At 65.1% G+C, this 21443-nt stretch carries 18 protein-coding genes and 1 pseudogene; 9 read left to right on the top strand and 10 right to left on the bottom strand.

Going from position 1 to position 21443, the window contains the following annotated elements; all coding sequences use genetic code 11:
- Positions 1-178: 178 nt before the first annotated feature.
- From OV207_RS32430 to OV207_RS32440, 3 genes are all read left to right on the top strand, one after another.
- Positions 179-2566 carry a hypothetical protein gene (locus OV207_RS32430; RefSeq protein WP_267558902.1) on the top strand — a complete coding sequence of 796 codons (2388 nt, stop codon included), beginning with the start codon at positions 179-181 and terminating at the stop codon, positions 2564-2566.
- Positions 2567-2963: 397 nt separating this feature from the next.
- Positions 2964-3170 carry a hypothetical protein gene (locus tag OV207_RS32435; RefSeq protein WP_267558904.1) on the top strand — a complete coding sequence of 69 codons (207 nt, stop codon included), beginning with the start codon at positions 2964-2966 and terminating at the stop codon, positions 3168-3170.
- A gap of 134 nt (positions 3171-3304) precedes the next feature.
- Positions 3305-4180 (top strand): hypothetical protein, encoded by an 876-nt coding sequence (locus tag OV207_RS32440; RefSeq protein WP_267558905.1) that lies wholly within the window; start codon positions 3305-3307, stop codon positions 4178-4180.
- Positions 4181-4192: 12 nt separating this feature from the next.
- Here the strand turns inward: OV207_RS32440 and OV207_RS32445 are convergent, their stop codons facing one another.
- The 3 genes from OV207_RS32445 to OV207_RS32455 form a co-directional block, all read right to left on the bottom strand.
- On the bottom strand, positions 4193-6202 hold the full coding sequence (locus OV207_RS32445; protein WP_324291584.1) for a DUF4365 domain-containing protein: 2010 nt from the start codon (positions 6200-6202) through the stop codon (positions 4193-4195).
- A gap of 447 nt (positions 6203-6649) precedes the next feature.
- Entirely contained in the window at positions 6650-7168 is a 519-nt protein-coding gene (locus OV207_RS32450; RefSeq protein ID WP_267558929.1) for a terminase, read from the bottom strand.
- Positions 7050-8084: a terminase large subunit domain-containing protein gene (locus tag OV207_RS32455; RefSeq protein ID WP_267558906.1), complete on the bottom strand. Its 1035-nt coding sequence runs from the start codon at positions 8082-8084 to the stop codon at positions 7050-7052. The genes OV207_RS32450 and OV207_RS32455 overlap by 119 nt, the downstream gene beginning before the upstream one ends.
- 80 nt (positions 8085-8164) lie before the next feature.
- On the opposite strand from OV207_RS32455, the gene OV207_RS32460 reads away from it, so the two are divergent.
- Positions 8165-8779, top strand: coding sequence for a tyrosine-type recombinase/integrase (locus OV207_RS32460; RefSeq protein WP_267558908.1), 615 nt, complete (start codon positions 8165-8167; stop codon positions 8777-8779).
- A gap of 1206 nt (positions 8780-9985) precedes the next feature.
- Here the strand turns inward: OV207_RS32460 and OV207_RS32465 are convergent.
- The 7 genes from OV207_RS32465 to OV207_RS32495 form a co-directional block, all read right to left on the bottom strand.
- Positions 9986-11041, bottom strand: a complete 1056-nt coding sequence (locus OV207_RS32465; RefSeq protein ID WP_267558909.1) for a hypothetical protein — start codon at positions 11039-11041, stop codon at positions 9986-9988.
- Positions 11042-11181: 140 nt separating this feature from the next.
- Positions 11182-12075 (bottom strand): AT hook motif domain protein, encoded by an 894-nt coding sequence (locus OV207_RS32470; RefSeq protein ID WP_267558910.1) that lies wholly within the window; start codon positions 12073-12075, stop codon positions 11182-11184.
- An 8-nt stretch (positions 12076-12083) separates the two neighbouring features.
- Positions 12084-12914: a hypothetical protein gene (locus tag OV207_RS32475; RefSeq protein ID WP_324291583.1), complete on the bottom strand. Its 831-nt coding sequence runs from the start codon at positions 12912-12914 to the stop codon at positions 12084-12086.
- Positions 12890-13228 (bottom strand): hypothetical protein, encoded by a 339-nt coding sequence (locus tag OV207_RS32480; protein ID WP_267558913.1) that lies wholly within the window; start codon positions 13226-13228, stop codon positions 12890-12892. Before OV207_RS32480 ends, OV207_RS32475 begins: the two co-directional genes overlap by 25 nt.
- Entirely contained in the window at positions 13225-13881 is a 657-nt protein-coding gene (locus tag OV207_RS32485; RefSeq protein ID WP_267558915.1) for a 3'-5' exonuclease, read from the bottom strand. Before OV207_RS32485 ends, OV207_RS32480 begins: the two co-directional genes overlap by 4 nt.
- Positions 13881-15056, bottom strand: coding sequence for a RecB family exonuclease (locus tag OV207_RS32490; RefSeq protein WP_267558916.1), 1176 nt, complete (start codon positions 15054-15056; stop codon positions 13881-13883). Before OV207_RS32490 ends, OV207_RS32485 begins: the two co-directional genes overlap by 1 nt.
- A gap of 130 nt (positions 15057-15186) precedes the next feature.
- The gene (locus tag OV207_RS32495) at positions 15187-15795 is read right to left on the bottom strand and encodes a hypothetical protein (RefSeq protein WP_267558918.1); all 609 of its coding nucleotides are present in this window, start codon (positions 15793-15795) and stop codon (positions 15187-15189) included.
- Positions 15796-17244: 1449 nt separating this feature from the next.
- On the opposite strand from OV207_RS32495, the gene OV207_RS32500 reads away from it, so the two are divergent.
- From OV207_RS32500 to OV207_RS32520, 5 genes and pseudogenes are all read left to right on the top strand, one after another.
- Entirely contained in the window at positions 17245-18003 is a 759-nt protein-coding gene (locus OV207_RS32500; RefSeq protein ID WP_267558920.1) for a sigma-70 family RNA polymerase sigma factor, read from the top strand.
- A 205-nt stretch (positions 18004-18208) separates the two neighbouring features.
- A complete protein-coding gene (locus OV207_RS32505) occupies positions 18209-18550 on the top strand; it encodes a hypothetical protein (RefSeq protein WP_120582197.1) in 342 nt (113 codons plus the stop codon).
- A 6-nt stretch (positions 18551-18556) separates the two neighbouring features.
- Positions 18557-19294, top strand: a complete 738-nt coding sequence (locus tag OV207_RS32510) for a hypothetical protein (protein WP_267558923.1) — start codon at positions 18557-18559, stop codon at positions 19292-19294.
- Positions 19295-19385: 91 nt separating this feature from the next.
- On the top strand, positions 19386-20903 hold the full coding sequence (locus OV207_RS32515) for a DEAD/DEAH box helicase (protein WP_267558925.1): 1518 nt from the start codon (positions 19386-19388) through the stop codon (positions 20901-20903).
- A gap of 26 nt (positions 20904-20929) precedes the next feature.
- A pseudogene (locus tag OV207_RS32520) lies at positions 20930-21443 on the top strand (hypothetical protein); the annotation flags it as partial.

Raw genomic sequence — 21443 nt, forward strand, 5'->3', positions numbered from 1 at the left:
CGATGTGGGGTTGCCCCCGACCGTCGTCGCCCGGCAGAGTCCGAGGAAACGGAGCATTGTCCTTCTTTCACCTTCGCTGGCACAAGCACTCATGGAGAGACGTCGAAGCGCCGATCCGGGCCGTCCGCCTCGACCGGAAGCCGCCGGAAGCCGCCGCCATCCCACGGCGCAGGACGTGGTGGGCGTTCTGAAGGAGGTGCTGCCCAGAGGGTTCGGCTTCGCGCAGCCGCTCACCGGCGAATCTCGCGACGACATCTTCCTCAACGAAACCCGGCTGGCCGCCCTGGGCGCGGCGCAGGAACGACGTCCCCAGGCGCTGCTCCTTCTGGGCGTCATCGAGAAGGGCGACGGAAAGCGCTCGGCCCTGCGCGCTCGACCGCTCGACCTCCGAGATGCGCGCGCAGCCTCGCTCCTATGGGACCAGGTGTTACGGGGAGGGAGTCGAAGGCTCGACGTCGAGCGTCTGCGTACGCTGGTGCCCTCCTTGCCCGTTGCGCTGCCGCTGCTCTTTGTTCTGCTCGACGAGCGGCCGGGCGACATGGACCTCCTCGACCCCATCGTGTCCCTGATGCCGGGCAGCATCTGGCACGAGCCGGCGCTGCGGCCGATTCTGCACCTGGCACCTTCTGCGGCGCGTGGCGACGTCTTCCTCGATGCGCTGCGGAACGATCCCGAAGCGGCGCTCTCCCTGCTCGTGGATTGGAACGCGAAGCGCCGGTTGTTGGTGAAGGCGGCCTGGCTGGAGACGTTGTGGCGGCAGCTGCCCGCCCGGTGCGCGACGCTGGTCGAACTCGCCCAGAACACCGGCCCGAGCGGCGAACCCGAAGAGAGGCTCCAGTGGGCGCGCCGAGGCATCGACCTGGGTGTCGGCGACCGCGCGACTTGGTGGGAACGGATCGCCAACGCGGTGAGCGAGCTGGCCGCCGCACCGGCGAGCCGAAAGAACGCGCCCGACGCGGCCATGGACGATTGGAAGCCGCTTGCCGTTGCACCGTCGTCCGTCGTCCGCGCACTGCTGCGGCGGTGGTATCCGGACATCGCCGCTGCCCTGCAAACCCTGGAGTCGGTGGCCAGCTGGAGCCGCGAACAGGCGGCGATCCGGGCGGACGCGTTGCTGAAGGACCTCGACGCGCAGGACCGTGAGCTGGCTGAAAAGTGGGTGCCATCACGAGCGCTCGGCGAGAACACGGAGCTGCCGGTCCGCGCGCAGATGCTCACGGCGCGCGCCGCCGAGAAGTGGGCGTCGCGCTATCTGCAGTCGCTGGGACTCGGGGTGCGTGATGTCTCCATCGAGCAGCTCCAGCCGTCACTGAAAGAGTGGGTAGCGATGGACCTGCAGGTCGACGGGCGCCACGGCGTCGACGTGAAGAACTGTAGGCGCACCGTGAACGGCGGCATGCGCAGCGGCCGCTGGAAAGTGAAGACGTTCAAGGCAGACGCCGCGGGACGGAAGGTGACCCTCTGTGGCGTCAGCAGCCCACACACGCGGTGCGACGACGACGGAACGCTGTCGGTCTCCAGCCGTGACTCCAGGGTTGAGGACATGGTGGTGCTGGGGGTGACGCACGCGGCGGAGGTGGAGCAGTTGCTGCGGAGCTTCCGCGACGTCTTCGACGCGCACACGCCCGCGTGCACCACCCTGAAGGAAATGCCTGCCTGGGCGTGGGACTATCCCGCCGCGCACTACCGCAAGCGCAATGACGCGCTGATTGCGCTGCGGGCCGCTGCAGGCGACGGCGTGTCGGTGCTCGCGCGCCGGTGGCATCGGGAGCTGCCGCCACTGCTTTGGTCCATCTGGAACGTGGAGTCGCCGGGCTTTGCGCAACTCGATGATCAGCAGCGTGCCTTCCTGCGCGATCTCGGGGAAGCCTGGCGCAAGACGCAGACCGGCGATGCCGTTCCGTCGTCCGTGCCACGCCTGCCCTGGCTCTACCTATTCACCCTGCATGCGTGGTTGCGATGGCGCCGGTCGGGACGCCCGTCGGATGCAGGTCGTTTGAAGGCGCTGTTCATGTCATGCCCAGAGCCTACTGCCGAGACAGACGAACCGTTCGAGGAGCTGCATGAGGCGGTCGACGAGGACGAGCAGGACGGAGAGGTGACCGAGGGGCCATACCTGTCGACTCGAACCGGCGGTGCGCCGCTGGCCGCGGGCATCGGCATTGCCGATCCCGCTCACACCCTAGACCATCTGCTCGATGCCCTGGGCGTGCTGGATCAGCACCTGTCGGCCGCGGAGTTCCAGCGCATCGAGCGGTTCACGTTCCACCCGAATGGCGTGCTGACGGGCACGTATGGCGATGGCAAGCGGCGGACGTTGCTCGCGCACTGCGGAGGCACGCTGGAGAAGCGGATGGTGGAAGTGGAATGCGGCCACTGGCCGCTGACCTTTGGCCGCAACGAGACTTGCGCATGCGGCCGGCTAATCTGCCCTATGTGCTCGTGCTGTACGGCATCTGGTCAACCCACCTGCCCACATGAAGTCGACCGGAAAGAGCGTGCGCGCGAAGCCCTCAGCCGCCTGACGTCACCCCGGACCTGGAGACGACGCTCGAGTCGTTCGTGACGCTCTCAGCAGACGCCGCAGCCGGTTGCTGGCGCGGATGGCGCGGTGGCTGGTGCGCACGGTGTGGGCTTGGTAGCGGCGATGCGTAAAAGCGGCTGGCGGCGACGGGCAAGCCGGGCGCGGGGGCTGGGCGCGGCGAACGCTGACGCAGTGTCCGTCTGGCGGGCTCCCCACGCTCGGCAGGCCGCTGCTTCTCCGCTTCTCGGACGGGGTACGGCGTTCAGATACGATCTCTCCTCCTCCGTGACGGCTACATACCGTCGAGTCCGGAATGGCCCTGCCAGCACCGTCGGCGGATGTGCCGTCCCACCCGTAGACGCTCATCCAGGGGGGGCGCAGCCAGTGAAGCTCGGGGCACACCTTCCTCGTCGTGGAGTTCCACCCGGAGACAGACAAGGTGCTGGTGCTGGAGTCCAACGCTGCCTATGGGCTCGATGGCGTCGGCTACAGTGGCCTCGGCAATCTGCGGGACGTCGGCCTCCAGCCGCCTGCGGCCTGGTGGACGCGGAGCGAGGTGTGGACGTGGCGCCGCATCTGCTCGACGTACCTCTTCCGGCGGCAGGCCTGGCTGAAGGTCAAGGACCGTAGGATATCGAGGCTGTGAGCCATCTGGGGTAGGCTTTCGCCTATGTAGGTAATATCCGCTGCCAATCCAGCTGGAAGGCAGGAAGAACGTTGGTTGACGCGCAGAGCGACCTTGTCCCGCGGAGGCCGGACTGCGGAAGTAGAAAGATCCTAATGACCAATTTGAGAACCCTTGTTGGACTGCGCACGGCGATAGCGGAAAACTTCTTCAGCTTGAAGGCGGGCCAACAGGCTTTAGTAGAAAGCCTCTATTGCCCGGAATGTGCTGATGAACGGCGCATGCGGCTACAGGCCCTCGTCATCAGTGGGTTGACGACCGCGAATCCAAAGCACTCTGTAATCGCCGCCCCACCGCCCCCTGATGTCTACGGTACAGTCTACCCGCCGGATGAGGATCCGGAGGACACTGCGCTAAAGCACCTGACTGAAAACGGCATGAGTCCAACCCTCGTGCTCCTGCATTGCGTCCAGTGCGACACCCTTTTCACAGTGGTCGTCTATAAGCACGAAGTAGACGAAGTGCTGGAGGAGGACGTTGCGGTCTTTCCGAGCAAGCACGGAGGACTGAGGACGGAACACACACCGGAGCCGGTTGCATACTATCTCGATCAGGCAGACCGCTGCGAATCAGTGAGCGCGCGCAGCGCTGCCGTAGGCATGTATCGAGTGGCACTTGAGCAAATGCTCGTTCTCGCGGGGTACAACGAGCCGATGCTCGGTAAGAAGATTTCTGCTCTCGATGCGGATCTAAATATTCCCAACAGTAAGGCGCCCGACTGGGCTAGAGGGCTCAATCCGCTCTACCTGACCACGATTAAAGATCTCGGTAATGGCACATTGCATACAAACGGCGGCGATATCACCTTGCAGCTGAACGCCACGCCCGAGCTTCTCACTCAGATCCGAACCACATTTAAAAAGCTACTCAAACGCGCTTACGATGACCCCGCCTCCGACGCGAAGCACCTGGCGGACATGGTAGCAGCCGCCACTGCGATGAGCCCATCGAAGACTAAGAAAGTACCATAGGTTTCTATGAATCTATTGCTTGGTGCTGTTCGCGCCCTTGGGGGCACGGTGCGCGCATGTCAAGCAATATGCGCGCTTGAATGCGGAGACTAGCATTTCGGGTTCTTGTGATTCGATTTGCGACCGATGCTTAAGTAGCGTGCAAGCGCAAATTCGAGGTGGGTCTTCGGCGTAAAAAGACTCGCGACTCCTGGTGTGGGTGAGGTTCTGCAGGATTGCAAGGTGTCGACACCAGTCGATTCTTGCCCTCGCGTTGACGCGCATGGCAGCGTAGTCCTTCTCAGCATTCACTAAGCGCTCGGAGGACAAGCCTAGAAGCTGTATGCCCCCTGCTGCATACTTCCGGACGTCAGCGTCCGACCATTGGGAAACAGCGAAGTCCGGATCGGCCGTTTCAATCTTTTCCCACTGCTCCTTGGTAGTCTTGAGGTACGTTTCTCCTTTAATTAAAGCCAATGCGCGCTGTTCGGTTTGTGCGTACCGTAGGGCTTGGGCTTTCGGTAGGACGCTGGATGCGAGTTTCTTGGCTATGTCGATATTCCCACGAACGCTTTCAACTTCGGCAATGATGAGCGTGCTCTTGCTGTCGCCATCCCATGCTTCGCATTTCGAGTATATGTCTCTTGCTGCTTCGGCTAGTTGAATGATGCCGGCGAGCATTGAGTCTTCTGGGCGAAAGGTCTCTCGGTCGATTACGGAGACGAGCGACTGCATGTGAATCATTTGGGCTCTGATGGATGCGCGGATGTATAGCGAATCTGCCGTGATGAGCGGCCCAAAGCGTTCGGCATTGGATGAGATTTGATGTGCAATCTGAGACTCCCATCGCCGCCATAGCTCAATCTCTGCTGCCAAGCCCTCCTTCACTCTTGGATCTCGGAGCGATGGGGGCATTTTGGCCTGGGCTCGGATACTCATTGCCTTGCTGACAAAGGACCCGATGCGCTCCCACCCCTCGGCTTCGGCACGTTGGAGCTCGATCTGAGCCTTTAGTGCATCCGTGCGGATAGTCGTGCTTGCATCGTTGGTTAGTGACAGAAACTGCTGCACCAACGCACTTCTCTTGGCGCTATCGGTTTCTTCGAGAATCTGCCAGCGCAGGCTGTTTATTCTGTATATGAGGTGCGTCTCTCCGCCTTCTGTGGTGGCTAGTTCTGATTCGAATGTGAAATACTCTTTGCTGGTGATGCGGCCAAGATGGAAGTCCAATGCCTTTGAGAGCAGGTGTAGGAGGTTTTGGTCTTGTGCTTCGATGGTCTCCAGTCGTAGCTTTGAACGAGAGATCCAAGCCTCAGCTTCAAGTAGATTGCCTAGCCTGTAGCTTGCGTAGGCCCGAATTAGGGCAAGCTTTCCGTTGTTGTTGGCGGTGCCTGCTAACTTGTCGATCTGGTTGATGATCTGTGTGGCAAACCCAGCGGTCACCAGTGCGAATCCGCTGGCTGATATGGATTCGGCCTCTTTCGCTATGTCGGTAAATGCGATTTTACCATTCTTGACCTCAACTAGGGCTCCAGGGCTAAGTGAGTTGCGGCCCAGGACATCTGAGACTCTGCGGCGAAGCGAAGCTTCATCTCGTATGCGGTCGCAGATCTCATCTATGGCGGAGGCGTCTAGTTGCTTGGAGAATCTGATTGTTGCCGTTTCTTGGTTCGTCCAGTTGTTGTTTTCATTGTCGAGGCGTCTCTTTTCCGTGCGTGCCCAAGATAGATACATCGCGTTCGTGGGTACTACGTACAGGAGATAAATGGGGCAGGATCCATTTAGGAGGTAGTTTATGTTGGCTACGTCAACGGATAGAGAGATGCTTCCGTCGGCATTCTGTCGCAGGCTCTCTGTTGATTTGAGTTGGGCGTGCGAACGAAAGTTGGTTGCCCCTCCTGCTGTTACCAACTCAAGTGTTCCATCAACCCCGAAATCGTCTGCGTCTTCTGCGCGGAAGATTAGACGGTCTTCGGGCAGGAGGCCTTGAAGCCTTGCGATGCTCTTCCTCTTGATCTCGTTCTTGCGGTCAACCTGTGGCAGTGGTCCATTCTCATCATGGGCAGGCGTAACGCACCTCCTGTTAAACCTCGAGTCAGTAGCTTACCAGGGAACTCCGTTGGTGCAGGCCCGCCGTCGCCTGGAGGAGCAGATTCAGTCTTGGGGCCTTCAGACTTCGCTCGTAGAAGAGTGAATGTTGTTCTGCGAGGACCGATCTGCTGGGATGCTCCGTGCTAGGTGCCTCCTGGGACACGCGCCGGCGCAGTGCGCCAAGAATTGAGCGAGCGACAGTAGCGGGCCTGTCCATCTATTTCAGCCACAATGCTGGCGTGGGAGGAAGGGACATTGATTCTTCCTCTTTGGGAATTCCTTAGTGCTTGGTCGTGAGGGCTGTGTGGCGGGACCTCCCGCGCAATGGCCTTCGACTGTTCCGCACCTGATTGTAGAGCCCGCAGCGGCAGCCACTGTCGGAGTGTTGCACTTTCCTAACTACCCAATCACCCGCACGCCAATTTCGCCACCGCAGTGGCGCTCCGGTCCCCGCTCGCGCTGGCACGCAAGGACCACCGCCCAGAACTTGTCCGCGTGCCCACGGTTGGTGCGCTCAGCGTCGAAGGACACCTTCCCCGAGGGCAGCACGCGGCGCTTGATGGAGTGAATCTGTCCGACAAGCTCACGCTCTCGCGGCAGGGTGACGTCCCTTCGCTGAAGGAGAATCTTGAAGTCGGTGGCCCAGCGCTCCTTGGACTCGTTCGTGAAGTTCTCCGCCACCACCTGGGGGAAGTCCCGAGCGAGGTTCTCCGCGAGGTTCATGCCGATGCCGCTCCTATCGACGCTGAGGCGCGCCACGGGCAGGACGGAGAGGAGGCGCCGCAGGTGGGCCTCCTGCTCAGCGAAGGACACGCTCTCGAAGCTGCGCAGCATGCGACAGGTGAAGCGGCCCTCCACCTCCTCGAAGACGGCAAGCTCCGAGCGGTCTCGCGTGCGGCCCACGTCGAAGCCCGCCACCAGGCGGCCCTGGGGCACAGGCACGTCGGAGGCGTCCTGGGCCAGCGGCAGCTCGTCGGTGGTGCACGGGAGGATGAGCTCGTAGGGGAGGAAGCTGTAGGACTCGTCGACGTAAAAGGCATTCGAACTCCTGCTGGAAGTCCTCCTGCGGCAGGGAGTCGAACTGCTCGGTGAGGACGGGGCGCCCGAAGCGAGCGACGCGCTCCTCGGTGGACATGAAGGGGGCCTCCACCGAGGCGCGCTTCACGTCCAGGCTGAAGAAGCGGCACAGCCACCAGGGCACCAGTTGGCGGGTGTGGTGCGGGTACTTCCTCAGCTCCTGGGTATCTATCTCCCAGAAGATGCCTCGCCGGCCGAGCGGGGTGCTGCCCCCTGTGAGTTGTCCATGCGAGCGCAGGATGAGGGCGGTGCTGCCTGTATAGACTTCGCGGTCGTTGACTAGGTGCGCCAGCTCGTCGAGGTAGACATCGCCGCGCTTGCCGCGCGGAGGCTTGGCGGGAACGGAGATGATGCGGGAGAGGCGGCGGCCTCGGGAGTTCGACTCGAAGGCCAGCTCCGTCTTGGCATCCGTCACGAGCTTCTTCTGGTAAGCGAGCGGCAGCTCCTCGTACACCTGCCGGGCGATGAGCACCTTCTCGACGGCGTCCGAGAGGTTGTACGAAACGAAGACCGCCGTGTGGCCGTCGCGCAGGTGGCACCGCGCCAGGGCCTCGAGGGCGAAGAGGAAGGAGAAGCCCACCTGGCGACTCTTCGCCACCCACCTGAATCGGGAGCGGTTGCCGAGAAAGGACTGCTGGTACGGCTCCAGCACCACAGGTTCGTTGTCGTACTGGCACAACCCGGAAATGAATCCGGACTCGGTGGCCAGCCACTGTGTGAGGTCATCCTCGGTGCGCTTGACGATGCCGAGCGTCACGCTGTCCTCCCTGCATGTTCCGTTGCTTTCTCTCGGCACCAGAGCGCGTATGGCCGCGTCCTCTTCACGACGGAGTCGCCATGTCTGCCTATGCCGCTGTTACGCGCCCGCCTCGCACCCTCACGGAGAAAGAGGTTGCGCTCCTGCTGCGCGCCACGGGGGCGCACAAGGAGGGCTTCAGGGACCACTGTCTCTACAGCCTCGCGCTGGCCTCGGGCCTGCGTGAGCACGAGCTGGTCGCCCTCAACATCGGCGACATATTCAACGAGCGCGGGCGCGCGCGCCGGCACGTGACGCTTACTGTCTTCAAGGGCAGCCGTCGACACCCGGGCCCCCAGGAAATCGTTCTCTCGGACACAGTGCGCGCGAAGCTGGAGAAGCTGCTGCGGCTGAAGCGGGCGCAGGGACACGATGTGGGGCCCCAGGCGCCGCTCTTCCTGAGCCGCAAGGGCATGCGCCTGTCCACGCGGCAGGTGCGCCACGGCTTTGCGGTGTGGCAGGAGCGCGCGGGCCTGGAGCGGCACCTGAACTTCCACGCCGTGCGCCACACCGCGTGCACCGGGGTGTACCGGAGGACGAAGGACATCCGCCTCACTCAGCGCTTCGCGCGCCAGCGCAGCATCGACTCCACGGTCATCTACACGCACCCCTCGGACGACGAGCTGGTGCGCGTGACGCAGGACCTGCCCTGCTGATGGGGAATGCCGCCTCCGCGCTGAGCGCCCGCGAGAGCCCTTGGTTGGGCCAGGGTGCCGCGCGGAGGCGGTGAGGGGCGGCCGGGCGCAACGCTCGCGCAGGCCATCCCTGGCGCAGCCGCAGCCGGCGAAAGTGAACAGCGCGAGGCGTTCACTTACCGGGCGCAAATGAACAGGGGAGGGGTGTTCACTTTTTCGGAGCTGACCCTCTCGAAAAGGGCCCCAGGTACACGCCCCGGCGGCGCACCCCGCACGAAAGATCGCACCACCCCCCACCCTGGCGTCAGGGGTAGGCGGGGTGGGCGTGCTGGCGTCATCGGTAGGCATGGTTGCGCCCGGCCGGGGCAGGCGGTGAAGGTGACTGGGGAGGAGCTGGGCCGCGTGACGGGCGGCATGGCGCCAACCAGCGGAAAGCGGCCATTGGCCTCGGCGCTTCGGCCCGCCAGGAGGCCTCGTAAGCGCGCGAAACAGCGTCGGGGCGGTGACGCCGAATGGCCGCCTTTACCCATTTTCGGCCATTCGGCTCGGCCCTGGTAACGGCACGCGCGCCCAGGTGCGCGCGGGGCGGAGGGCCGGGGCTTCGAGGGCAGCTCGGGGGTTCGTGGGACTCACGAGGAAGACAAAGGCCTGCGGCCCGAAGTGCTGGGGGACACGCGCGCACGAATGGGGCGCCACGCGGCGACAGGCGCGGTGCGCGGAGCTAACCGGGGCCGAGCGCCAGGTGGGCCACGTGGCGGCCAGCGGGGCGCAGCGGAGCAGGGCGTCCCGGGCTGGGGAAGTGAACGGCGCGCTGGCGTCCGGCCCGCTGGACGGAGTGTGCTTCCGGGCGCGAGTTCAGGCCCAAACTCGTACCGCGGCGCTCGAGGACCTGGTGGCTGTCCGCCGTAACCTCGCGAAACTACGAAGGCTGTGGCGCCAGACGTGTGCTTCTGCGCGCCAAGTGGAGCTCCCGGGGGAAAGTGACCAGGCTAGGCCTAGCGCGGCGAAAGTGAACGGCGAAACTGAACGCGAAAGTGCCCGCGTTCACTTACCAGAGGGCACTCTCAGGCGGGGTCGGCGGGGGCGCGACGTCTCTCGGCGCGCCCCACTCTCACCGTCATGGAGTCCAGGTACTTGGTCAGCGCTCGGTCGAGCTTGCGCAGTTGGGCGGGCGTCAGGCTCCGTCAACACGGGACTGCCTCGCTCGATTCATCTGACCGAGTAGTATTAGTCTTGGCTCGTTAGTTGTTGATGGACGCGGTGATGATGCGCCCACGACTCTCGCTTTGCCTCATCGAGATCAATTTCCACATATTGAGCGCGCAAGTGCGCCATGAATTCAGAAAAGCGCGTCCGCACAAGTTGTACTTGGCGATTTGCCTCTTTGAAGTCAGCCTCAGATTGAGGTGACGGAAACATATCGCCAGGCGTTTCCCAGACAATAAAATCCCCTACGCCTGACACGTAATGCTGATGTGAGACCAATGTGTCCCAATTGCTGTGCAGTTCGCTCAGCAATGATTTGGCCAGTTCGTCATAAACATGCGTCGACGAAGAGTTCCAGAGTCCATCGAAGTCACTCCAGAAGTCAAGCACCCAGTCCTCCAGACGCCGCGGAGCGTTTCTGCCGAGTTCGTCAAAGACGTCTGGATTAAGAAAGCGCAATAATCTCCGAAACGTTCTTAAGTCTCGCTCCCTCTTGATCGCGACGGGGTTCGCGTGGACAACAACCGGCTTCTCCGGAGACGCTAGGAGGATCTCCTTCATAGCGTCGCGCAGCAAGGCCGAAAGCATTCCAGTGGCATTGGACCTCAGACTGGCATCTTTGTTGGGGTCTCCTGACGGCGGCGGAAGCTTGAATTTAGAAGCCCGCCTACGGTCGACGTCGAACGGCAGGTCCTCAGGTCCGCCGAATGCCTCATTCAACACCATTATCACGCGAGACCACCCCAGCAATGCGGCTGCATGGCCAAGCTCGACAAGAACGTTGGGGTTCTGCACCTTGCGCCCGCTAGCCGAGTCCTTGTTTATTGTTGTAAGATCACCAATGAAAATATCGCACTCAGATATCTTCCTGAAGATGGTTTGCGGAATGTCGGGACTTCCAACTTCGCCGCGCGTTGCCTCGTCAAGATTTAATCGAATTCCGTCGCCAAGCAGTTTCTCAACTTCTATTATTGCGGCTTGCAGGGTGTTTCGGATGAATGCAGAACCGTGACTTGCCGGGCTGATATCCGACTGCCATGCGTAGAATACGGTGTAGGTCGTGTTGGGCTGAGGCATGAGGTCGTGTGATTCCTATTTGGATCCGGATCGCGATGTGGACTTATCAATGCGCCTAGTACTGCTCGGTCGCTTCCCTCGGAGTTCCAGCGATTCTCCGAGGGGAACGCCCGAAGTGTCCAGGTAGTATTAGTCCTGGGTCAAATAGGACCAGTAGAGGCTGCGTCGCTGCTCTCCACCTCGGCATCCACCTCACCACGCTCGGCAGGTGTCGTCTCACGGGCAGCTCGTAGTGCCAGAGCGTGCCGGGCCTGGAGGCCCTCCAGCGAGAAGCTGGCGTGCAGCTCCTGGCGGGAGTCGGCGCCGCCTTGGACGAACTCCTTGAGCCGCACCATGGTGTTGAAGTCGGTGGGATTGTCGACGCGCACGCGGCCCTCGGCGAGTGCCTCCTCGAAGCCGAGGAGGTAGCCGTCAATCATCTTCAGGGCGTCGTCCTTGGAGACGGCGATGGCGGTGGCGCGCAGCTCGATGAGCTTCTGGTCCGCCTTGGTGGCGATGCGCGTCTTGGCCTCCTCGCGGCGGCGCAGGCAGTTGTGCTCCTTGGCGTAGTTGGCGACGAGCGAGGTGGCTACGCCGAAGCGGTCGGCCAGCTCGCGGTACGAGGCGTAGGACGTCATGGTGGAGCCGTCGGGGAGCGCCTTCACGTCGCCGAAGACGAGGGCCTTGTCCAGCTCCTGGCGCGGGAGCGCGGGCTCCTCGGACTTGCGGGGGCGACCCATCTTGCGCTTCGCGGGCGGTGGAGCCGGTGGCGTCTCGGGAGGCTCCACAACCTCGGGTGGAGGTTGCCCCGCGAGGAGGCGCTTGCGGCGGCCGAGGCAGTCATGCTGCTGGGCGTACTTGGCGACGGAGCTGTGGGCGACACCGAAGCGCTGGGCCACCTCGCGGAGGGAGGGGAAGCGGCGCTTCACACGGCCCCGCGTGGTGGGCACCTCCTCGCCTTCCACGAGGAGCTTGTCCACCTCGGCATGGGGCAGCCGAGGGCCTTCGGCCTTGGTGGGGCGCCCCAGCTTCTTGAGGGGCTTCTTCTGGGCCATGCCTTCCCTCAGCAGCCTCCGGAGGGCTGCGGCACCGCGTCCACGGCCTGGGTGCGCAGGCGCTGCATCAGCCGCGTGCGCTGGCGCTTCAGTCGCTGGTACGTCCTCTCGGCCTCGGCGGCGTCGCCCTCGACGAGGCGGCTGACGTAGGCGCGCAGCTTCTCGCGCCGGACGACCGTCGCCATGAGGACTTCGACGTCGCTGCGAGGCAGGGTGGCCTGGGCCAGATGCACCAGCACTGCGTCACGCTTCACGAAGCTGCGGCGGACACTGGGCCGCCTGGGGCTCTCCACCGGAGTGACGGACCGCACGTCAGGCAGCCACTCGGCGAGTTGCTCCTGGGTGTACGTCTCGTGCTGCTCCGCGCGCTCCTTGCGCAGGTAACGGAACACCTCGCGCGCCGTCTGCTGGCGCAGGCGGACGGCAGTCCAGTCACCCCAGCGCGAGAGGGGGAAGGCGCGCGCGACGGAGAGGAAGGTGGCGAGGACGAGCTGGTCCAGGTCCTCTCTGGGCACCGCGTTACCGAGGAGGCGGCGGCGCAGGCGACGCAACATGGGGGCGTAGGCGGTGGCGAGGGCAGCCGTCCACGCGGGGCTGGAGGAAGCCTGCATTTCGGCCACCAGGGCCCGGGTGAGGGCTTCCCGCTCCGGGTACGTCTCCTCGCGCGCGTCAGCCATGGCGGCCAGCACCGATTCGAGCGTGGCATGACGCGCGAATGCCGGCCGCTGAGTGCGTGCAGCCGCGAAGACGGCCTGGTGCCGAGGGGCGAGCGCCTCCACACGCAGCAGGCCCAGGAGGTGGCCAAAGAAGTCACTCACTGAGGACGGGCCTCCCACCACTCGCGCACCAGCTCCAAGAAGTCGTCCAACTGCATGGTGACGAGGGGCGTCTGCCCGTCGTCCTTGCACACGGCCAGGGGCCAGCGGCCCGCCGGGCACGTCTCCACGGCCTGGCGCAGGGCCTCGCGGACGTTGGTGCGCTGGTGGGCCTTCGACTCCACCCAGAAGCACGGCACCTCGACGTCCGACACTTCCTGGCCGGTGCGATACTGGAGGCCGCGGCGGATGAGCGCTTCGGGCATGGCCTCGCGGAAGCGATGGACGAGGGCGCGCTCGAAGTCAGCGCCCTTGCGACGAGAGGAAGCTCCACTCACGAGACACCTCCCGACTCCTCCAGCAGCCGCTCCATGTGCCCGCCCCGGGCCATGCGCACGGCGAGGCAGCGGGCCAACTCCAGCGCGCAGCGGGCGTCCGCCATGGCTCGGTGGGGCGTGGGCCGGTGGAGGCCGAAGCGCTTGGCCAGGGCGTTGAGAGAGAGGGACTCCACCTCGCCCGTGGCGAGCAGCGGCCACGCGAGGCTGGCGGTGTCGAGGCGGTGGTAGTCGACGCTGGGCAGGGTCAGCTCGGTGCGGCGGTAGCCCTCGACGAGGAAGCCCCAGTCAAAGCTGGTGTTGTGGCCGGCCACGAGGGTGCCCGCCAGGAGAGGCGTTACGGTGGCGAGGACCTCCTGCAGAGGCAGGGCGTCCCGCCACTCCTCGTCGGAGTAGCCGCACACGGCCAGGGCTTCGGGGTGGGCGTCGGCCAGCCGGGTGGGCTGCACGCGGGCCTCGTACTCCGCCAGCACCTTGAGGCTGCGGGCGTCGACGCGGAGGACGGCCACCTCCAGCACCTCGTGATGGGAGGCATCCAGCCCCGTCGTCTCCAAGTCAATGAAGGCGAGCGTCCGCAGGTGCGGCGGGAGGCTGGGGAAGAGCGGCGGGGGGAGAGCGGAGACAGGGGTGGTGTCGGAAGCAGGATGAGCGAGCACTATGCGACCTCCTTGGCCCAGAAGCGGGGCGAGTGGTGTTTGGTGGCGAGGGAGTCCAGCTCGGCCTTCAGCAGCGCGACGTGTGCGGTGCCCAGGCGCTTGCCCGCGTCCTTCAGCAGCGCGTCGAGGGCCTTCTTCTCGACGCTGGCGAGGCGCTGCACCAGCTCCTCACGAGGGAGGCCGGTGGCCTGGGCCAACACGGCAACGGTGGGCTCCAGCGGGTAATCGAGGCTGGTGGTGTTGAACATGCGGTAGCGCGTGCCGGCGAGGACGAGCTCGTCCTGCTCAGCGAGGTGGGCTCGGAGGACGCCCTCCAGCTCCGCCTTGCGCGCGCCGAGAATCTTCGCGAGCTGGGCGACTTCTTCACGCTCGCGAGCGACGGACTCCAAGTCGGACATGTCCCTGCAGACGACTTCACGCTGGCCCGTCAGCGCGCGGGCGTAGGTGGGGCAGTCGCGCCGGTGGTCGCAGTACGCGCAGTTGGGGTTGAGGCGGGCGGGGAAGGCCTCCGCCGTCTCCATCTGCTGGCCCAGCGTCTCGACGTACGCGAGGGCGGCTTCCAGCTGCTCCTCGGTGCGCGTCGTCTCCTGCCGCACGCCGTGGCGCAGCATCCACATGGACAGGCGCACCTTCTTCGCCCAGGGCCACATGCGGCGCGCGGCAAGGGCGTAGAGGCTGAGCTGGAGACTGGAGTCCAGCTCCTCGCGGGTGAAGAGCTGGTGGTTGGACTTGTAGTCCATGACGTGGACTGTCTCGTCGTCCACCCAGTCGACGCGGTCGATGAAGCCCAGGACGGTGAAGGGCCCCACCGGCAGGCGGAACTCCTTCTCGATGGCGAGGATGTCGCGGGAGTCCACGCGACCCTGCTGGCGGACGAAGTCCTGGAGGATGCCGAGGCCCTGCTGGAAGAGGTCCAGGCCGGAGAGGCCCGAGGCGGCCCACTCTTCACGGTAGAGCTGGAGGGCGCGCTCCTCGGAGAGCGGGCCCACGTACTCGGTGTCGACGACTTCCTGGAGGAGTCGCTCGAGGACGGCGTGCAGTGCCTTGCCGAAGCTCAGGGGGACGCCGGGCTCGGCGGTGCGCTTGTCGAGGTAGTGGAGCCTGTAGGACAGCGGGCAGGCATCGAAGCGGCTCAGTCGGCTGAACGAGAGGTGTTCGTTTCGCAGTCCGCTCATGGCGTGGGCCTCCGGGCCGATGCAGTGGCGTGTCGCGAGACAGTCATCACGCTCTTTCCGAGCGAGACATCAAGTCGAAGCGGGTGCAGGGAGCGGCCCCGTGTGTCTATTTCACAGACGCGGGGCACGCTCATGGCGACACCTCCGCGGAGGCCGGCCGCTTCTCGAGGGACATGACGCGAGAGCCTGGGAAGGCAGACAGGACGCGCACCAGGGTGGCGGCGTGCTCCGGGGTGAGTTCCTTCCGGGCCTGGCCGGTGTAGGCCGGGACGAGCCACACTTCGCCGTAGGTTTCGGAGCGGAAGCACACCTCGGCGTTGAGGGCCTTGAAGCTGGCGATGTCCTCGTCGGTGAGGCCGCGCAGGCCGGAGAGCGGGGCCTCCGCGTCCAGCTTCTTCACATCGGGAGACGCATCTGGTGGCGCGGGCTTGGAGGCGGGGGCTGGGGCGATCTTCTTCGAGCCAGCCTCGCTCAGCGGATGGCCGAAGAGATCCACCGCAACCAGAGCGGACTTCGCCGGAGGCACGGGGGCGGGCGGCGCGGCCACGTCACGATGAGGCCGGGCCTGCCGATTCACCTTCAGCCACTCGGTGCAGGTGCCCACGCCGGGCAGGGTGCAGCCACCACCAGGACGGTAGTGCAGGCAGTGCTTGCCCTCGCCGCGGACATACGCTTCGCACGTTACGCCAGGCGGACGTTGTGTGGCGGGGGTGGGCTGGAGGTGGTGGGTAAGGGCCATGCGCGGATGTCGGCGGCGCGTGTTTGCCGATACACCCTAAAAGCACCCCATCCCTTTGATTTGGGACAAGAAATCATTTCGCCCAAATTTATTTTTGATTTTCCCCGAGCGAATGACATGCGGGCGTAAGGCAGAGCAAAGGCCTTCGGCGTGATTTCGGGGACACCTGCATCGACGCTTATTTCGCTCGCGCACCTGGAAGGCCAACGCGGAGCCGGAGGGTGGCAGCCGTGGCAGGCTCGACTCAAAAGGCTGCCACGAAATTCCCTAGTGAAATCGCAGGAGTGGCGGAGGTGGCGGTGGTGGCAGTGTTTTCTGGGGTAATGCCGCTTAGGGAGAGTGTCCTCTTGACCCCCTATTGAATAGTGTCATTCAAATATGCGCGCGCCCGCTACGTAGGGGTATTTTTTGAAACACTGCCACCTCTGCCACTTCAAGATAAGATATTGAATTTATAGAAGAAGAGGGTGGCAGATAGGGCTGCCACGGCCTGCCACCGACTGCCACTATTGAGACGTCAAGTGAAGTCGCTGTGGCTGGTTGTGAAGGCGCATGCGAGCGGGCGCTTGTCGAGGGGGGCGCACGTCCATGCCATGGCCTGTGAATGCCCACAGGACGGCCGGAAACGGCCTCCAGGCTCGTGGAAGGGGTGGTAGCCGCCCCCAGGGCTGGGGGTGACGTTTTCCGCGTCACCTGCGGCCTTCCAACGCCGTCGCTCCCCGGTGTGAGGTGCGCAGGATGCGACTGCTGCCGGGTGCGCTCCTGTGGAACGATGGGCGATGATACGGAGAGAGAAAATGTTTCACTCGGTGCACGTCCGGATGTGTGGACGGCTCAGTCCCTCTCGTGAAGGCGGAGCCCGAGTGGCAACGCCCCAGGCATGAAAGTCGCAAGACGCGCGGTGCTGTGTCCCCGACTTCACGCCACCCGACTTTTGATGCCTCCGCTGTTGGAGCGTGTCGTGCGTCTTGCGTGAGGGCATGTCTCAGTGATGTGTCGCCCTTGGGCTGTGAGGAAGTTGCTTGAATTTCAGAATTGAGAGGGTGTGCAGATTTGTTGTGATTAGCCTGGCCCTGCCGGTGGTGTCGGCGGGCGGGGGCGTCGTTCGACCTGGGCGCGGCCTGTGTGGAGGTGGCACCCCCGTCTTCTTGGGGACACCACTTTCCCGTTGCCGGGCCCCCAGTCGGAAGGGCGCTCGTCCGTTACCGTAACGGAGGTTTCGGAGGGGCTTGGACGCGCAGGTGGCGTCCTCTCTTCCTTCGATTGGCTCGCCGCAGCCTCGAGTCCCCCGCCAAAGGAGGGACACCGCGGAGGCGCTGGCGTCATTTCCTCCACCGGGGCTCGGCCTTCTCTACCCACTCACCTGGCTTTCTCTGTGCGCCGAGCGCAGGGCCGGGGCGGCATTCATCTGTGAGTCGTAGCTGGAATGCTCTTCATCAAGAGCTTGGCGTGGCCATCCGGACGGCTGAGGCGAGGCGCGCCTACCGCTTGGTGCGGCGCAACTGGGAGGCACTCTCCGACTTCGAGGAGCCGGAGGCCCTTGTTTCATTTCTCACGGCGCGCGAAGGCGACTCTCACGTCAAGGATGGGCTGCTCGCGGGCCTCGTCACGTTGGTGCAGATGGGAGCCTCGGCCCGCTTCTTCGTGGCCCTGTTGTGGCTGGGCCTGTGGCCGGGGTTGGACGGCGTGTATCGCCGATGTCTCAGGCGAACGGGCCACCCGCCCGCGGAAGTGGTTTCCTCGATTGTCGCGTCCTTCATGAGTCTCGTGGCGCGCGTCAGCTTGGCCGGTGTCCAGCGCGTGGCTGGGACACTCGTGCGTGGGACGGAGCGCGACGTCCTCAAGGCCTGGCACAAGGAGCTGGTGGAGCAACGCCACCGCGCGCGCCTTCAGTTACTGGCGGACGCGGACGGCGGGGCGCTCTTGGTGCCGTGGCTCACCCCCTCTGCCTCTCGAGCCCGCTCCTTCAACGCCGAGGTGGAGGAGCTGCGTGCGTGGCTCCTCCCGCTGACGGGCGAGGACACCGACCTGGTGGTGTCCGTCCTTCTTCGCGAAGAGGACTATGTCGAGGTGGCAGCGAGCCGTGGGCTGTCGCCCGAAACGGCGCGCAAGCGCGTCCAGCGGGCCCTGGGGCGTCTGCGGAAAATGAAGAAAAAATGCCCAGAAAAGATTCCTTGTCCCAAATCGGCGGGTGGGGGTGCTTTTTAGAGTTTGTGGATTCCGAAACAGCCGAGAGGGCAGCGGGTGGGGACGACTGACGGGATGCGCGAATCGCGTGTCCCCGGCTCGCGCCACCTGGCTTTGAGGGAGTAGAGGGGCCGCCTCGCGCCCCAATCCAATCTTGCTTCGAGACGCCCTGTCCGTCCCGGCGGACAGCAACGCTACTGTATTGCCTACAACTTGGAGGGGTTGAATGAAAACAGCCGCGCGAAACAACTTCGAGCACGATGAAACATTCGTGCGCTTCGTCGCTCGCATTGACGGACACCGCCTCCGGGTGGTGAGCCGGGGTGACTCAGAGCCGAAAGCGGAGGTGCGCAGCGCGTGCCTCTGCTGCGAGTGCGACGAGGCTCAGGCCCATGACTACATCCGCCTGCCGGGACTCTTCCGTCGCTGGGAAATTCAGCACGTGGTGGACACCGATGCGGACTTCAACATCGAGGCGGCGGGCTCCACGGATGACGGCACTGAGCTGTTCTCGGTGTACCGGCGCGAGCGCCCCTCCCCCACTACGCACCGCCAGAAGGAGGAGTGAAGCACCATGGCCAGCAACATGTGGGAGCAGACGGCCGCGATGGCCAAGCAGCATGAGCAGCAGGGCGGCGCCTGGCTGAAGTTGGCGAACGACGGGGACATCGCCGTCGTCGTCTTCCTTGGGGAGCCGCACCCGCGCGAGGTGGTTTTCCTCGACAACAAGTTCGTCCCCTTCGACGAGAAGCTGAAGGCCCAGGGGCACAAGCCCTCGTTGCGCGTGGCCCTCAACGTCGCCGTCTACGGGACGCGCGAGGTGAAGGTGATGGAGCAGGCCTCCACCTTCTTCACCAACCTGCTCCAGGTGCGGGCGAAGTACGGCTTGGAGACGTGGGCCTTCGAGGTGAAGCGCCATGGTGCGGCGAAGGACCCCAAGACGACGTACTCCCTCCTGCCGGAGAAGCAGTTGTCCCCGGCGGAGGTGACGGACTTCCAGGCGCTGCGTCTGCATGACTTGCCGAAGCTATATGCGGCCGAGGCGGCAGCGGCGGCGAGCGGCACGTCGCCCGCAGCCCCTTCCAGTCCGAAGGCGGGGGAGCCCGTCGACGTCAAGCTCGCTCAGGCAATGGCTACGGCGTTGAAGGCGCTGCCGCGTGAGGCGGTAGACAGGTTCCTCCAGAAGTTCGGCGTGCAGCGCATTCGCGACCTGCCCGCTTCGAAGGGAGAGCTGGCGCGCGCCTTCGTCGACTCACTCGTGGCCGAGTACTCCGCGGAGAGTGTCGCGGACGTGGACCCCTTCGGGCCGTGAGCACGCCCCGCTGAAGTCGGTTGCCGTAGCCCTGCGCGAAGGGGGGGGGCCTGTTGCGTGCCCCCGACGCGCCTCACTGAGGACAACAAGAATGGTGGAAGACTTCTCCGAAATGCGCGGGGACGGGGGACGTGTTGTCTCTCGCCTCCAGGACTCCAACATAGGGACGGCTCCGTCTGCGCCTGCGGACAACGCGGCCACGACCACAGGCAAGCAGACGCTGCGCGTGCGCGTGGACGCTGGGCTGAGGCTCGCGGCGGGCGACGTGCCGCCGAAGATGATGGAGGGCCTCTGCCAGGTCCTCGCCCTCCCCAACCCCGCCTATTGGAAGCTGGTACGGCTGCGCAAGCGCCCGGGGGCGGAGCCTCAGACGCTGTACTTCTTCCGCCAGCAGGAGCGGGAGCTGGTGCTGCCGCGCGGGGCCATTCACCTGTTGCGCCGGGCCGCGGACGAGGCGGGCCTGACGCTGTCCTTCGAGGACGCGCGGGTGCTGCCGCCCAAGCGCCTGGCGAAGCTGCCAGAGGTGCCGCTGCGCGACTACCAGGCCGCGGCCGTGGAGCGGCTGGCGAAGGCCACCCAGGGGACCGCGGTGCTCCCCTGTGGCGCCGGCAAGAGCGTCCTCGCCGTGGGGGCCATTGCCCGCCTGCGCACGCCGACGCTCATCCTCGTCCACACCTTGGACTTGGCGGAGCAGTGGCGAGAGCACATCCGCGAGCGCCTGGGCTTGGTGGCCGGCCTCGTGGGCGCCGGGGAAGAGGAGGTGCGGCCCGTCACCGTCGCCGTCGTCCAGTCCCTCTCTCGATGGGACGAGGCGAAGCTCGACGCCTTCCTCCATCACTTCGGTCTGCTCGTCCTCGACGAGGCCCACCACATTGCCGCCAGCGCCTTCCATCGAATCGTTGACCGCTGCCCGGCGCGCTACCGGCTGGGGCTGACGGCCACGCCCGAACGGGAGGACGGGCTGACGCCTCTCCTGCGCTTCTACCTGGGCGCGCCTCTGGCCGTGGTGAAGCACGAGGACCTCGTCGCGCGCGGAGTGCTGGTGGTGCCGGAGGTGCGCGCCGTGGAGACGGCCTTCGACTACCCGTACTGCCGCGCTGCGGACTACGCGCCCATGCTGGAGGCGCTGGCGGAGAACAAGGCGCGCAATGACCTCGTTCTCGGCGCTGTGGCCAGCGAAGCGTGGGCAGGCCACCTGTGCCTTGTCCTCACGGGGCGTGTGGACCACTGCGAGCTGCTGGCGCAGCGACTATCGGCCACGGGCCTGTCGGCCGCGGCGTTGACGAGCGAAGTGCCGCGCGAGGTGCGCAAGGCACTCCTGGACCAGGCTCGCGCCGGGCGCGTCCGTGTCCTGGTGGCCACCAGCCTGGCGGATGAGGGGCTCGACTTGCCGCGCCTCTCTCGCGTCTTCCTGGCGTACCCCGGCCGCGCGCGTGGACGCACCGTCCAGCGTCTCGGACGCCTCATGCGTCCCCACCCGGAGAAGAAGAGCGCCGTCCTCATCGACTTCGTCGACGGGAAGGTGCCGCTCTTGCGGCGCCACCATGCGGAGCGCCGCCAGCAGTACGCCACGGTGCTGGGAGTGACGGCCAACGCCGACGTGCATTGAACCACCACAGGGAGTGAGCACCTTCGATGACGACACCTTCTGACACCACTCCAGACCCCGACGCCATCCGCGCCACCTGGCGGTGGCTGGCGCACGCACAGCACGGCGTAAGCGAAGTCCGCGTCATCCGCCCAGGCGGCGGGGGCATCGTCGGCCTGGGCTTCTTCGACGACGAGGAGGCCTTCGTCGCGGCCTGCGCGGCGGCCAATGCCGATGGCAACGTGTACGTGGGCATTCAGCCGCGGCCTCGGCGCCTGCTGGAGCTCGCCCCCAACGTCCTGCGCTCCTTGCGGACTGGGGCGGGGAGCAAGGACATCGAGGTCGTGACGGCCACGGTGGTGGACCTGGACCCCGTGCGTCCCAAGGACACGGCCAGCACCGAGGACGAGCTCTCGCTGACGCTCCAGGTGGCGGAAGCCGCCGCGGCTTGGTGCGAAGCGCAGGGGCTTGTCCGCCCGCGGCTGATGATGAGCGGCAACGGGGCGCAGCTGTGGTTCGCCCTGCCGCCGCAGTCCCTGGAGGGCGATCGCCACGAGCGCG

Origin of the sequence: Corallococcus sp. BB11-1 (genome assembly GCF_026626625.1) — a bacterium.
Classification (GTDB): domain Bacteria; phylum Myxococcota; class Myxococcia; order Myxococcales; family Myxococcaceae; genus Corallococcus; species Corallococcus soli.

Coding starts and splice junctions, on each gene's coding strand:
- OV207_RS32495 (WP_267558918.1), bottom strand. CDS start 15,795: ATGGCCCTTACCCACCACCTCCAGCCCACCCCCGCCACACAACGTCCG.
- OV207_RS32440 (WP_267558905.1), top strand. CDS start 3,305: ATGACCAATTTGAGAACCCTTGTTGGACTGCGCACGGCGATAGCGGAA.
- OV207_RS32510 (WP_267558923.1), top strand. CDS start 18,557: ATGGCCAGCAACATGTGGGAGCAGACGGCCGCGATGGCCAAGCAGCAT.
- OV207_RS32465 (WP_267558909.1), bottom strand. CDS start 11,041: ATGCCTCAGCCCAACACGACCTACACCGTATTCTACGCATGGCAGTCG.
- OV207_RS32470 (WP_267558910.1), bottom strand. CDS start 12,075: ATGGCCCAGAAGAAGCCCCTCAAGAAGCTGGGGCGCCCCACCAAGGCC.
- OV207_RS32460 (WP_267558908.1), top strand. CDS start 8,165: ATGTCTGCCTATGCCGCTGTTACGCGCCCGCCTCGCACCCTCACGGAG.
- OV207_RS32505 (WP_120582197.1), top strand. CDS start 18,209: ATGAAAACAGCCGCGCGAAACAACTTCGAGCACGATGAAACATTCGTG.
- OV207_RS32515 (WP_267558925.1), top strand. CDS start 19,386: ATGGTGGAAGACTTCTCCGAAATGCGCGGGGACGGGGGACGTGTTGTC.
- OV207_RS32490 (WP_267558916.1), bottom strand. CDS start 15,056: ATGAGCGGACTGCGAAACGAACACCTCTCGTTCAGCCGACTGAGCCGC.